At 57.8% G+C, this 14215-nt stretch carries 11 protein-coding genes and 1 pseudogene; 6 read left to right on the forward strand and 6 right to left on the reverse strand.

The window, feature by feature from the left end:
* Window positions 1–5: 5 nt before the first annotated feature.
* From ABJO75_RS17785 to ABJO75_RS17805, 5 genes are read right to left on the reverse strand one after another with little or no spacing between them, the layout of a single operon-like run.
* On the reverse strand, window positions 6–2444 hold the full coding sequence (locus ABJO75_RS17785) for an FAD-dependent oxidoreductase (RefSeq protein WP_348133051.1): 2439 nt from the start codon (window positions 2442–2444) through the stop codon (window positions 6–8).
* The gene (locus ABJO75_RS17790; RefSeq protein WP_348133054.1) at window positions 2441–3319 is read right to left on the reverse strand and encodes a phosphotransferase; all 879 of its coding nucleotides are present in this window, start codon (window positions 3317–3319) and stop codon (window positions 2441–2443) included. Before ABJO75_RS17790 ends, ABJO75_RS17785 begins: the two co-directional genes overlap by 4 nt.
* Window positions 3306–5321, reverse strand: coding sequence for an ABC transporter permease subunit (locus ABJO75_RS17795; protein WP_348133057.1), 2016 nt, complete (start codon window positions 5319–5321; stop codon window positions 3306–3308). Before ABJO75_RS17795 ends, ABJO75_RS17790 begins: the two co-directional genes overlap by 14 nt.
* A gap of 7 nt (window positions 5322–5328) precedes the next feature.
* Window positions 5329–6396: a glycine betaine/L-proline ABC transporter ATP-binding protein gene (locus ABJO75_RS17800; protein WP_348133060.1), complete on the reverse strand. Its 1068-nt coding sequence runs from the start codon at window positions 6394–6396 to the stop codon at window positions 5329–5331.
* A 5-nt stretch (window positions 6397–6401) separates the two neighbouring features.
* Entirely contained in the window at window positions 6402–7343 is a 942-nt protein-coding gene (locus tag ABJO75_RS17805) for an ABC transporter substrate-binding protein (RefSeq protein ID WP_348133063.1), read from the reverse strand.
* Between the two features lie 196 nt (window positions 7344–7539).
* Between ABJO75_RS17805 and ABJO75_RS17810 the strand changes: the two genes are divergently transcribed.
* Window positions 7540–8304, forward strand: coding sequence for a DeoR/GlpR family DNA-binding transcription regulator (locus ABJO75_RS17810; protein ID WP_348133066.1), 765 nt, complete (start codon window positions 7540–7542; stop codon window positions 8302–8304).
* Between the two features lie 177 nt (window positions 8305–8481).
* Here the strand turns inward: ABJO75_RS17810 and hisN are convergent, their stop codons facing one another.
* Entirely contained in the window at window positions 8482–9288 is an 807-nt protein-coding gene (hisN, locus tag ABJO75_RS17815; protein WP_348133069.1) for a histidinol-phosphatase, read from the reverse strand.
* Between the two features lie 205 nt (window positions 9289–9493).
* Here hisN and ABJO75_RS17820 point away from each other — a divergent pair, with 205 nt between their 5' ends.
* The 5 genes and pseudogenes from ABJO75_RS17820 to ABJO75_RS17840 all read left to right on the forward strand — a co-directional run.
* A complete protein-coding gene (locus ABJO75_RS17820) occupies window positions 9494–10501 on the forward strand; it encodes an ABC transporter substrate-binding protein (protein ID WP_348133072.1) in 1008 nt (335 codons plus the stop codon).
* Between the two features lie 84 nt (window positions 10502–10585).
* Window positions 10586–11620 carry an ABC transporter ATP-binding protein gene (locus ABJO75_RS17825; protein WP_348133075.1) on the forward strand — a complete coding sequence of 345 codons (1035 nt, stop codon included), beginning with the start codon at window positions 10586–10588 and terminating at the stop codon, window positions 11618–11620.
* Window positions 11617–13302, forward strand: coding sequence for an ABC transporter permease subunit (locus ABJO75_RS17830; RefSeq protein ID WP_348133078.1), 1686 nt, complete (start codon window positions 11617–11619; stop codon window positions 13300–13302). The genes ABJO75_RS17825 and ABJO75_RS17830 overlap by 4 nt, the downstream gene beginning before the upstream one ends.
* Window positions 13302–14051, forward strand: coding sequence for a DeoR/GlpR family DNA-binding transcription regulator (locus ABJO75_RS17835; protein WP_348133081.1), 750 nt, complete (start codon window positions 13302–13304; stop codon window positions 14049–14051). Before ABJO75_RS17830 ends, ABJO75_RS17835 begins: the two co-directional genes overlap by 1 nt.
* A 71-nt stretch (window positions 14052–14122) precedes the next feature.
* Window positions 14123–14215: pseudogene (locus ABJO75_RS17840) on the forward strand (IS6 family transposase); the annotation flags it as partial.

Raw genomic sequence — 14215 nt, forward strand, 5'->3', positions numbered from 1 at the left:
GTGGTTCAGGCTTTGACCTTTGTGTTTTCGGGATCGTAGAACGGTTTCAACCCTAAAGATGCCGGAACGGTTTCTCCAGCCACCACAAGACTGTAGGCGCCGCTAAACAACCAATCATCAGACACACCGTCAGAGTTCTTCACGTATCCCAGGCCCAACCCTGCCCCCAGAGTATAACCATAGCCACCTGACGACAGATACCCGACCGGGTCGCCATTGCGCAGAATGGTTTCACGGCCCAACAGCACCGCGTTCTCATCATTGACCAGAAAGCCCGCAAGGCGTTTGGTCAGTGGGGTGGCCTGTCTGCATTCCAGCGCTTCTCGGCCAATGAACGGCGTGTTGCTACGCATCTTGACGGCCCAGCCAAGTCCGGCTTCGTAAGGGGTATCATTCGGGGTGATGTCAGACGACCAAGCCCGATAGCCTTTTTCCAACCGCAGGGACTCGATCGCACGATAGCCAACCGGACGCAGGCCCTCACCTGCTCCGGCCTCCATCAAGGCGTCGAAAACGGCTCCGGTCGAGGCAAGCGGCACATGAAGTTCCCAGCCCAGTTCCCCGACATATGTGAGACGCAACGCCCGCGCCAGGGCGCCTGATATCTCAATCTCCCGGACATGGGCGAATGGGAACGCATCATTCCCAAGATCGGCAGTTGTGACACGGGATAGAACATCGCGTGCCTTTGGCCCCATTAGGGACAGAGTGCCCCAGTCTTCGGTCACGTCGCGCAGGGTCACACCGCCAGAAGGCAGATGATCGTTGATCCAATTCAGATCATGGGTTCGGAAACCGGTGCCAGTAACGATGTAAAACCGGTCGTCGGCGAGGCGCGCGACTGTGAGATCGGCCTCAATCCCGCCACGCGTATTCAGCAATTGAGTATAGGTCAAGTGACCCGGGGCCTTGGTCACGTTGTTCGCGCAGATCAGGTCAAGCGCCGCCGCGGCATCGGAGCCTGTCACCTCGTACTTGGCAAAGGAGGACTGATCGAAGACCCCGACGGACTCCCGTACTTGTGCATGTTCCTGCCCCACGGCATCAAACCAGTTCTGTCGTCCCATCGACAAAACGTCTCGCGACTCTGTGCCTTGTGGCGCGAACCAGTTCGGTCGCTCCCATCCAAGTTTCGAGCCAAAGACCGCGCGGTGCGCCTTGAGCCGTTCATAGAGAGGCGACGTGATATGCGGACGACCTGTCTCCATCTCGGCATGGGGAAACGCCACGGTGTAATGTTTGCCATACGCCTCGCAGGTGCGGTCACAGACCCATTTCCGATCTCGATGCATGCCTGAGAAGCGGTTGATATCCACGACCCACAAATCCAGCGGCGCTTCGCCGGACACGACCCATTCCGCAAGCACCCAACCCGCACCACCACCCGAGGCGATGCCAAACGCGTTAAAGCCCGCACCGACATACATGTTGTCGCATTCCGGGGCCCGACCCAGAATGAAATTGCCATCTGGTGTAAAGCTCTCCGGGCCATTGATCATCTGCTTGACACCCGCGTTTGCAAGCGCCGGAATTCGCGCAATGGCTGCATCCATATGCTGTTCGAAATGATCAAAATCATCCTCGAAAAGTCCGAATTCCCAATCGTCCGGCACATCACCTGTTGTCCAGGCCTGTGGGTTCGGCTCATAGCCGCCCATAACCAATCCCCCGACCTCTTCCTTGAAATAGGTGCCTTTGTCGGGATCACGGATCGTTGCCGCATCGGTGGACAGCCCCGCGATTGGTTCGGTCACGATGTACTGGTGCTTGATCGGTTGAAGAGGCACAGAGATGCCAGCCTTTTCGCCCAATTGACGCGCCCATTGACCAGCGCAATTGACCACCTTTTCACACGCGATGTTGCCCTGATCGGTCTCTACATGGGTGATACGGCCACCCTCCATCGCGAACCCGGTCACGCGAATGTCTTCGTAAAGGCGAGCGCCGTTCATCCGGGCACCCTTGGCGAGCGATTGCGTTATGTCCGAAGGGCTCGCCTGACCGTCGGTCGGCAGCCATGAGGCCCCTACAAGATCGGTGGTCTCCATCAGCGGCCACATGGTCTTGACCTCATCTGCCGAGATGAGATGCATATCCATCCCAAAGCTGCCGGCCGTCGTGGCAAGGCGGCGATATTCCGTCCAGCGGTCTTGCGTAGTGGCAAGACGCAGGCATCCTGACATTTTCCAGCCGGTTTCAAGCCCAGTTTCCTGATCCAGCCGTTTGTACAGGTCCACGGAATATTTCAGGACCTGGGTGATCGATGCGGACGAGCGGAGCTGACCAACCAGACCCGCAGCATGCCAGGTCGATCCCGACGTCAGCTTGCCTTGTTCCAACAAGATGACATCGGCCTTGTGATCACGGGCCAAATGATAGGCAGTCGAACATCCGATGATGCCGCCTCCGATCACGACGATCTGTGTCTGTTTAGGCAGGGTCATGGTGTGCTCCCCCAGCGGGATTGGTATGTTTCAATAGCGACCTGCATCCGGTCACGGTTTTCGACGGCGTAGGCGTCATAGTCCACGCCGGGTGCGGCCAAATGGATCCCCGACACCATTGCCCAAAGCGTTTCGCGCAGCAGAGAGGCGACCTGCATCGCATCGAAAGCTCGCATTAGGGAGGTGTCCGGTTTCGCTCCGAAATAGGCAGCCAGCAAGGCATCGGCCTGTTCGGCAGACATACCGGCATTCGAGGCCGCGCCGGCGAGGTCGAACAACGCAGTACCAAACCCCGCGTATTCGTAATCAATCAGCCAAATGCGCGCGCCATCATCAAGAAAGTTTGCGGGCAGCAGATCATGGTGCCCGAATATGATCGGCAGCGGCACCTGAGCCGCCTCCATTTCGGCGGATAGGGCCAGAAACTTGGGCAGGTCCTCCGCGTGACGGGTGCCGGTTAGCGTATGGGCATAGTCGCGGATCACATGAAAGGGCCAAAACAGGAACGCCGCCCCGGTAACATGTGCGGCCATCGTCGTGTGGAATTGCGCCAGCAAATGACCCACCTGTTCGGGATTATCGCGCAAGTCCGCCTCGCCCCAAGTGCGGGCCTCGACAAATTCGGTGACCATCACACCTGGGTCGACGTGCTGAACCGCAGGCCCAAAACCAGCTGCATGGGCTGCGAGCGCCGTCATCGCTTCACGCGCGCGGTCGACGTGATGAAAGGGATAGTCCTCGCCCAGCCGCACAACATGCGCGCCGGCTGCGTCGGTAACTTTCCAAATCTCATTGGACAGCCCCCCGGACAACGGCTCTGCCGCCAGATCGCCTTGCCAGTATGGCAATGCCAGTATTCTCTCAGGAATTGTCATTGGTTCTCTCGTCTGCAAGACCCAGCCGCACTCGAGACCGGTGCGCCCCAGCCTGAATGAGCCTGTCGGCGATGATCGCGATAGCGGCCACGCACAAGCCCGCCACCAATCCACGCCCAGGATCAGCCTTAGTCAGCGCGATATAGACCTCTTGCCCCAGATCTCGCGTTCCGACCAGAGCGGTGATGACCAGCATGGACAACGCGAACATGATCGTCTGATTGAGGCCAAGCATGATTTCCGGCAACGCCAGTTTCAGACGAATGCGAGTCAGGATCTGAAACGGTGTGCAGCCCATGGCCTGCCCCGCCTCAATCAACTTGGGATCGACCGAGCGCAAGCCAAGGACTGTATAACGGATCGCGGGGGCAAGAGCATAGGCCACGACCGCGATCATTGCCGTGAAATCACCGACCCGGAATAGCATGACTGCCGGCATCAAATAGACGAAAGACGGCAGGGTCTGCATTGTGTCAATCACCAGCCGGACGCCACGCCACAGGCTGTCCCGCATGGCCACAGCGATACCGATGGGCAGGCCAATCAACATTGCAATAACCACCGATAGCCCGCAGAGATAGACGGTGATCATCGCCTTCTCCCATAGACCCGTAGACGCAACCAACACGGTCAACCCACCGGTCAGTATCCCTAGGCGAATCCCACCAAGGTGCCAGCCCAGCAAAGCCAAAAGTCCCGCAACGCCAACCCACGGCAGACCAATCAGAAACCGTTTGAACGGGATCAGCAGGTTCAACAACATGAAATTTTTGACGGCTTCCAGTGCATCGAAATAATTGACGTTGATGTAGCGCACCAGATCGGACCAGAAAGTCCCGGTCGAGATCTGCCACGCCTCAGGATAGCTTTGAACTGCCGGGTAGGCCAATCCGATCAATGCGGACAGGAGGATCGTGACCAGACCGCCGACCAGATATGGATGGCGCGCCACAAATTTCCCATGCGCATGAGAGGGCGCCCTGACGTGGTCTGCAAAGGCTTGCGACAGGCGATCCAACGCGATGGCAAGGGCAACAATAGCAAATCCGGCCTCTACCCCCGCACCGAAATCCAGACGACGCAGCGCCGAAAGCACGTCGAAACCCAGACCACCCGCGCCGATCATCGAGGCGATGATCACCATGTTCAGCGATAGCATGATGACCTGATTGACGCCAACCATCAGCGGTTCCTTCGCCGATGGGATCATCACACGCCAAGTCATCTGACGCGGCGTACAGCCAACCATATGCCCCAGATCCTGAAGTTCGCTCGGAACACGCCGCAGCGCCAACATGGTAATCCTTGTCATCGGCGGCGTGGCATAGATCAACGTCGCAATCACCGCCGAGGTCGGGCCAAATCCGAACAGGATCAGGATCGGAACCAGATAGGCAAAGACCGGAATGGTCTGCATCAGATCCAGCACCGGAACCAGCGCCCGCCCGACGAACCGCCAGCGGTACCCGGCAAGGCCCAAAAACAACCCAAGGGAAATGCCCAACGGGACTGCGATCAGTATCGAAGCCATTGTGATCATGGCAGAGGTCCACTGCCCAAATACAACGATAAAGCCGAAACATGCGAGCACCAGCGCGGCCAACCGCCAGCCGCCTGCAAAGTGACCGACTAGTCCCATCACGACGGTGACGCCGACCCAACCGATGGGAGAGATCAATACGCCCAAAACAGTGGCGCCGCCCGAAAGCAACCCAAGTGCAATTTGGTAGGGAACGTCGATAACGACCGCGATGGCGCGGGTCACATCGCGGAACGTGAACAGGCCAAAACTGGCATCGTTCATCAACCACTTCATTACACCGGAAATCCAATCACGTACCGGCGGAACCCATGCGCGGGGATAGTCGAACGCCCACGGGGCGATGTCGCGTCCCCACAGCCACAACACCGCAAACACCAAAAATGCGGGAATCCAGAGCCTTAGGTTCCCCCCCAACGTCGGCGATGCGGTTAGGGAGCGGGATGCGATGATGTCGGGCATTCTGCGCTTACCCCTGCAACATCATGTCGATCACAGTCGGGCGCGCCAGATGCCCTATGACTCGCCCCTGGGCATCGGTGACCGCGACGCATTCGGTTCCATCGTTGAACAAAGGGGCCGCATCCGCGACGGATCTGTTCTCCTGCACCATCTTGGTCGGCGTGGCATCGTTCACCGGACCCATCAGACTTGTGACCTTTACCACTTTGGCACGGCTCACTGCACCGGTGAATTCGCGCACATAGTCGGTTGCGGGGTTCAGCACGATGTCTTCCGGGCTACCAACCTGCTCCACGACCCCGGATTTCATGATCGCGATGCGGTCGGCAAGACGGATCGCTTCATCAAAGTCGTGGGTGATGAAGACGATCGTTTTTTTCAGAACCGATTGCAGACGCATGAACTCGTCCTGCATTTCCCGCCTTATCAATGGATCAAGCGCCGAAAACGGCTCATCCAGAAACCACAACTCGGGATCGGAGGCTAGAGAACGGGCAATACCCACGCGCTGCTGCTGGCCACCCGAAAGCTCTCGGGGAAAGGCAGCTTCGCGACCGGCCAACCCGACAAGATCGATCATGCGCGCCGCACGTTCGGTCCGCTCGGTGCGAGAGACACCCTGCACTTCCAGCGGGAAAGCCACGTTGTCGGCCACGGTCATATGTGGCAGCAGGGCGAAGTGTTGAAACACCATTCCCATTGCGTGGCGCCGCAACTCAATCATTTCGGAATTGGACGCGGCCAAAAGGTTCTGCCCTTGAAACAGGATCTCGCCCGCAGTCGGCTCGACAAGGCGGGACAGGCAGCGGACCAACGTTGACTTGCCCGAACCCGAAAGCCCCATGATGACAAAGATCTCGCCTTCGCCGACTTCGATGTCCACATTGCGCACGGCGGGAACCAAACCGGCCGCCGTCAACGCCTCGTATGATGGATCGGGACCCATTGCGCGCAGAGTTTCGTCCGCGCGATGGCCAAATATCTTCCAGACGCCGCGACAGACGAGTTTTAGTTCAGGGACTGACATGGGAACACGGTCGGGGCAGACTGCGACGGATGGGTCTGCCGTGGCCATTTATCTTAATTGATCCAAGTCTTCCATGTATCTTCATTGGCGGACATCCAGTCGGCCACGACATCGTCCACTGATTTGCCGTTCAAATCGACCTCGGTGATCATCGCGCCCATGTCATCGTTCGAGATTGTGAACGCATCAACAGCGGAATAGGCGGTCGGCCACTTGTCCTGAACTCCAGCCCACGCGACCTTCCATATCTCTCCAAATGGTTTGCCACAGTCATACGCCATATCGGCGTTCATGCCCCATGCTGGATCGGTGTAGCATTCGGCAGTATATTCCGGAAACTCAACCCATTCCCCGTCATATTTCGCAGGCGCCCAATGTGGTGCATAGACCCAAAGCAACACCGGCGCTTCTCTCTGGATTGCGCTTTCAAGCTCTGCAAACAGTGCAGCATCGGTACCTGCATGAATAACTTCAAACGGCAGGTCCAACGCCTCCACACGTTCGTCGTCAAACCCACCCCAGGTCACGGGTCCGCCTAAATACCGACCCTTCGGCGCGGTTTCGGCGGTCGAAAACGCTTCGGCGCATGCAGGTTCTTTCAACGCCTCCCAATTTGGCAGGCCCGGGCAACGTTCCTTCATGTAGGTCGGGTACCACCATTCTTCCTTGGCTTTCATACCGGTCGGCCCAACATTCACGACATTACCCGTTGCAGTAGCCGCGTCCATTGCATCGCGCCCGGTGGTTTCCCACATTTCCATCGCAACATGCAGATCACCTGTCTCAAGCCCCGCAAACTGTGCCAGATAGTCGGCTTGCACATATTCGACGCTCAACCCGGCTTCTTCCAGCACTTCGCCCATGAGCTGGGTGGTGATCAACTGACCCGTCCAGTCATGTAAGGTAAGTTTGATCGGGTCCGATGAATCTTGCGCAACAGCTGCGCTGCATGTGGCAAGTGCAAGTATTGAAGCTGTAATTCTAAATGCAGACATAGTGGCCCCCTTGGACGTCTAATTTGCGAGGGCCTGAGGAAGTGAACGCATTCCCGAAAGCATCCATTCTGGCCCGGATAGTCGAAGGTAACGGCACCGACACTAGGGTTGTCAATTGCGCAGTGTGGTTTTTTGTGTTTTTTTTGCCTGTATCTGCCCGATTGCGGAATTCAGGGCAAGCAGCGAGGGCCAATCCATGCCGATCGTCTCAAAGAGGCACGAGGAAATTCTCACTATTCTGGGCAGCGAAGGCATCGTTAGAGTGCAGGACCTTGCTCAGCGACTGCAGGTATCGGTCGAAACAGTGCGCCGTGATCTGCGACCCTTGGCTGACCGGGGAACTATTCTAAAGATGCACGGCGCCGTCGGGCTGGCCCATTCGGGCGGTGAAGCCCCCTACGAGCGCCGCATGCGTGAGAATGCCAAGGCCAAACAAAAGATCGCGCGCGCCATGGCTGCAACAGTGCGTAACGGCGAAACGATCATGATCGATACCGGCACGACCACTAGCTTTTTGGCGCGCGCCCTCGCCCAGCACGAGCGTCTGACGATCATAACTAATTCCACAGACATCGCACGCACCTTGGCGGGACGTAACGACAGCAAGGTCTTACTAGCAGGAGGTGTTGTGAACGGGGATTCAGGTGCCGTTCTAGGCCATGACGCGGTCGCATTCGTCCAACGCTTTCACGTTGACCATGCAGTGATCTCGGCAGGTGCCATCGGTATCGATGGGGTCATGGACTTTGAGCCGGACGAAGCAGTCTTTGCCCGTGAAGTGCTTTCTCTTGGACAAAGACGGGTCGTGATATCGGATTTGACCAAGTTCACACGGTCCGCGCTCGTGCAAGTATGCGATTTGAGCGAGGTGCATCAACTGTTCACCGAGGCTAAGCCGGAGACTAGTATTGCTGCATATCTTGCCAATGCAGAAGTACAGCTATGTGGACCTTTTGCCTAGGTGCCTAATCTCTAGGTTTGATGGAATGATCTGTTCGTTGAAATGGAAGGAAGCAGTGTGGATCAAATACGCCACGACTCAGGCACCGTAAGTGTGCCGAAATCTATTTCATGCAATCTGATCGTAGGGTCTCGGCAACAACTGCCGGCAAAAGCCAGGCCTTGCGCAAGCAAGAAATCACCGCTCGTATTCGTCTCGATTCAGTGTAGCCAGAGCTTCTGCATGCAATGCGGCGCTGGCGGCTGCGATGACTTTTCCTTCGGACTTTAGTGTCAATGGCTGGCCATCCCAATCGGTGATGATGCCGCCCGCGCCCTCTATCACTGGGACGAGAGCCATGTAATCATAGGGATGCAGGTTCATCTCGAGCAACAGGTCAACATGGCCTGAAGCCAGCAAACCATAGCCATAGCAATCGCCGCCGAAGCGCCGCATGCCAACCTTTTCTGACAGTTCCTCAAATTGCGCAAGACCCACCGGGTCAAAGCTGTCGGGGCTAGTCGTGTATAGGATCGCATCCGCAAGATGTGTCTTTCCGCTTGTCCGGCAAGGAGTACCGTTCAGAAGCGTGGGCTTGCCGCGCTGACCGGTCCAGCGCTCTGCGGTGGGCGGGATTGAAATCACCCCGAGGACTGGCCTGCCATCGGTCAAGCAAGCGATCAGCGTACCGAAAGTCGGCATGCCGGAAAGGAAGCTCTTCGTGCCGTCAATCGGGTCTATGACCCACAGGTGGGTGGCTTCTAGTCGTGTGGCTTCCTGTTCCTCGCCAAGGATCCCGTGCGACGGAAACGTCTCAATTATCCGACGTCGCATCTCGGCCTCGATAGCGCGATCGGCTTGCGTGACAGGCGACTCGTCTGCCTTTGCCTCAATATTAAGCGGCTTGCGGAAATAACTAATGGCCATGGCGTCAGTTGCGTCGGCCAATGTATCCGCAAACTGCGCAAGCCCTTCCTCTTCGGCAAGGTTTATGAAGGTTTGCATAGAAATCCCTCTATTTCGGGGTGAGGCGGGTTGCGAACATCGACTTTCAAAATGAATCGTAGACAATTGCCACAAAAAGGCAAGACTACACAAATAGCCTCAAACTCGCAAACCGAGCGGGACATTAGAACGGGTCTCTGAAAGGGCCCGCAGCTAGCCGGATACAGGTCCGGGCCAACAGATACGGACCAACAAGGAGAACATCATGAAAACCTGGATTCAGACTACCGCGCTGTCGATGACAGCTCTCGGCCTCGTCACGTCGGCATTGGCGGATGAACTGACCGTCTACACCGCGCTCGAAGAAGAAGAGATCGCGGCCTACGTTGACGCGGCACAGGCCGCAATGCCTGACACCGACATCAATGTCCTGCGTCTATCCACCGGCAAGCTGGGGGCGCGCTTGTTGGCCGAGGCCGAGAACCCGCAGGCCGACTTGATCTGGGGCTGGGCGGTCAGCGCAATGATGGACCCACAGATTCTCGAGATGCTGGAACCCTACGCGGCCAAGGGCGCCGACGTGCTGCCGGACACGTTCCGCGGCGAAGATGGCAAGTGGTTCGCGCCCATCGGGTACATGGGCGCCTTCTGTGTGAATACCGCGCGGCTCGAAGAAAAGGGCTTGGCGATGCCATCCAGTTGGGCCGATCTTGAAGATCCAGCTTTCGAGGGTGAAGTGGTCATGCCAGACCCAAACTCTTCGGGCACCGGATACCTACATGTGAATGCCGTGCTGCAAAGCATGGGTGAGGAAGCCGGTTGGGCACAGCTTGAAGCCATCGATCCAAACATGGCGCAGTATACATCCTCGGGATCGAAGCCGTGCAAATCGGCGCGCGTGGGTGAGTATACTGTCGGAATATCGCTGGCATTCACGGCGATGCAATCGATCGAAGAAGGCTACCCGCTGGCCATGGTTTTCCCCGAAGGCGGCGTCGGCTACGAGCTTGAGGCATCGGGTCTCCTGGCAAGCTCCGACAACAAGGAGGCCGCACAGGCTTTCCTTGACTGGACCATGTCCGATGAGGCTATCGGGCTTTACCAGACCTACAAGGCGCTGATCACAATTCCAGGCGTTGATGCCTCGGAAGCGGCGGAAGCCGCGGGATTACCCTCCGACATCTCGACGATCCTAGCGGACGTTGATTTCGTAAAAGCCGCAAACCAGCAGAACGCCGTCAAGGCACAATGGAAAGAGAAGTTTGGCCGCTGAGCCAGGCAACGGGGCGGCCTAGGTCGCCCCGGTATATTTCGGGCCGCCGGCGGATCGCTCGAAGGCTAAGGAAAACACGACCTCATGTATTTGACTGTCCGCGATGCTACGAAAATCTACGATACGTTTACCGCACTCGACCGCGTATCGATCGAGATTGAGAAGGGCGAGTTCGTTTGTCTGCTTGGCCCGTCGGGATGCGGAAAGACGACACTGCTTCGTCTGATCGCCGGGCTGACAAATCTGAATGGTGGGGAAATCACGCTGGAGGGCGCGAAGCTCTCTGGCGTGCCAGCACGCAAGCGCGGCTTCGGCATCGTTTTCCAGTCCTACTCCCTTTTCCCGAACATGACTGTAGCCGAGAATATCGGCTATGGCCTGAAAGTCCGCGGCACCCCCAAAAGTGAGATCGCAACGCGGGTTAACGAATTACTCACACTGGTGAAGCTACCGCAGACCGCCGAAAACCTGCCCGGCCAGCTCTCCGGCGGACAGCAGCAACGAATTGCACTGGCACGGGCGATAGCGGTCGACCCCCGCGTCTTATTGCTGGATGAACCGCTGTCCGCGCTGGACGCCAAGGTCCGGGCAACGTTGCGTGACGAGATTCGGCACGTGCAGCGCTCTTTGGGTATTCCGACCCTCATGGTGACCCACGACCAAGAAGAGGCACTGGCGCTTGCCGACAAGATCATCTGCATGAATCACGGCATCGTCGTACAGACCGGCACACCGGAAGACTTGTACCATCGTCCCGCCACGCGTTTCGTGGCCGAGTTCATGGGGACCAGCAATCTACTTTCTGCCGAAGAGGTCGCGCGGCAATTCCCGGACCTGCTGACCACCCGCCCAGACGGTGGCAAAACATACCTCGCCTGCATCCGGCCCGAACAGATCGGCGTGACTCCGGCTGGAAACGGCGTGGCCACCGTGCGCAGCATTAGCTTTCTTGGCAACCTGCGACGGTTGGAGGTGGACAGCCCCGCCGGGTTGCTACTTGTCGAAACCCACGGTCGGAACTCCTGCCGCACCGGAGACCGCGTAGACTTGAGCATCGCCACAGACGCATGCACTTGGATACTTGAGGACGCGGAACAGTCAGAGACGGCTAGGGCATGAACATCGCCGAGCAGATCTCCCGACAGTCGGTGCGCCGCCGCCTCGACGCGGACCGCGTATTGACGTTTGCCTGCGTCGGCTTGCCTCTGCTCGGGCTCATCTTGTTCTTTGCCTACCCAATGATAATCGTCTTTTTGAGGTCCATCTCTGTAGAGGACGGCTACGGTATTGGAAACTATACTGAGGTGCTGAGCTCCTCCGGATTCTGGCGAGCCACAAGACATTCGCTGGCCATGGGTGGTGCGACCACGGCCCTCAGCGTCCTTTTTGGCTTTGTTATTGCGCATGGCCTCTATCGCTGTGCTTTCCGCGGCAAGTGGCTGATCCGAAGCGTGATTGTGCTGCCGCTGCTGGCCCCATCTCTGGTGCAGGCACTTGGGCTAATTTTCCTCCTAGGACGCAACGGCGTCATCAGCCGTGCGCTCGGCGTCGAGATCGAGATCTATGGTTTCTGGGGCCTTCTAATCGCCAACACGCTTTACGCGCTGCCCCAAGCGGTGATGATCATTGGTGCGGCGCTGGTCCTTCTGGACGCGCGCACATACGAGGCTGCCGAGGTCATGGGGGCCTCCCCTTGGCGTCAGTTCCGTGACCTGACCCTTCCTGCCGCACGTTTCGGCATACTGAATGCAGCCTTCGTCTGCTTTACCATCACGATCACCGATTTCGGCAACGCGGCTGTAATCGGCGGCGATTACTCTGTGCTAGCAACAGAGATTTACAGCCAAGTCGTCGGTCAACGTAACTTCAACATGGGCGCTGTCGTGGGCATCATGCTACTGTTGCCTACCGTCATTTCCTACAGCATTGAACGGCAGGCAATGAAACGTCAACGGGCGGGCCAGACCACCGGGCAGGTCACCTTCCTCCCCAGTTTCGCACCGCTGCGCGATCTCAGCATGGCGGCATTCTCACTATTGATTTGCGCAGGCATCGTCTCTGTGATCGGGATCGTGGTCTATGCCAGTTTTGTCACGCTTTGGCCCTACAACATGGACCTCTCGCCCAAGCACTACGACATCACCCTCGCGGGCGGGTATTCGTCGCTGCGCATGACCATCGTCGTATCGCTCGCGGCAGCAGTTGGCGGCACAGGCGCGGTGTTCCTTCTAGGGCTCGGACTGCGTCGCCTGCCGCAGGCCTTGGCCCAGCCAATCCAGATCTTAGCCGCAATGCCAGCCGCCGTGCCTGGCATGGTGCTGGGACTGGCCTACATCTTGACGTTCAACTCCACTGCGACGCCTCTCTACCTGCTCTATGGTACCGCTGCGTTGATCGCCATCGTCAACTTCTACCATTACCACACGCAGAGTTTCCTGACCGTGATGACGGGCTTCCGGCAGCTACCAGCAGCGTTGGAAGAAGCAGCCGGTAGCCTTGGCGCCGGGCTTGGCCGCACAGCACGGGACATAGTCGTGCCATTCATTGCGCCGATGCTCGTCTCAGTCTTCTTTTTCCTTTTCATGCGCTCAATGGTGACGCTCTCGGCCGTGGTATTCCTGACCACCCCGGACCTGAGCGTTGCCGCCGTTACGATCATGCGACTGGACGATGCCGGATTGACCTCGCAGGCGGCGGCATTCGCGACCTGCGTAATGGCAGTTGTGTGCGTGGCAGTCCTGTTTATGAAGGCCACACTGGCGCTGATGGAGCGTCGCAACGGAAACAAGGTGAGGACCTGATGTGGGCAAAGGAGCGTCATCAGCGGATCCTGTCGATGTTGGACGCCAACCGGCAGGTTAGCGCAAACGATTTGGCAGGGATTCTGGACGTCTCGCGCGAAACAGTGCGCCGCGACCTGCTCGATCTCGAAGAGATTGGCAAGGTGGCCCGTGTCCACGGCGGCGCTGTCCTTCCAGAGGCCCGTACCGAGAGCCCTTTTCGCCAACGCATGACAACGCAAATTCGTGCAAAGTCTGAAATCGCAAAGAAAGCTCTTAGCCTGATCCAGCCCGGCCAGACTATCATGGTGGATGCCGGATCAACCACTGCTGTCTTTGCCCGGGAACTAGTAAAGCTACCCAGCGTCTCGGTAATTACCAATTCGCTGGATATCGCCACTACACTGCAAGCTGACGGCAGGGAAGTCATCCTGCTGGGCGGGCGAATCGCGATAGATGTGCCAGCCACGGTGGGCGAACTCACCCTGTCGGAAATCCGCCGCTTCGAGGTAGAACTCTGCTTCTCCGCGCCAGTCGCCCTGCATCCCGAGAAAGGTTCATTCTTCTACGACCTGCAAGAAGCTGAGGTCTCGAGGGCGATGGCCATGCAGGCCGTGCGATCGGTGATTTTGGCGGATCATACCAAGCTGGGCGCCACCAGTCGCGTCCACTCTTGGGATATAGAGATGACCGGAACGTTGGTCACCAATCGCGCCGCACCTAAAGCGCTTCTAGATCAGTTTCGACACGTTGGCCTCAAAGTCGTCTGACCTACAGCCACCCACACACTGAAACGGCATCGTCAAGTTGCGGGACATCTCAAAAGCCGGTACGTGGGCGCATGACCAAACCCAAGCAATCTGGTGCCTTTTCAGGCCAACGTTTTCCTCCTGAAATCATCGGATACGCTGTCTGGGCCTATCATCGATTTGCC

Origin of the sequence: Sedimentitalea sp. (assembly GCF_039973035.1) — a bacterium.
Lineage (GTDB): Bacteria > Pseudomonadota > Alphaproteobacteria > Rhodobacterales > Rhodobacteraceae > Sedimentitalea.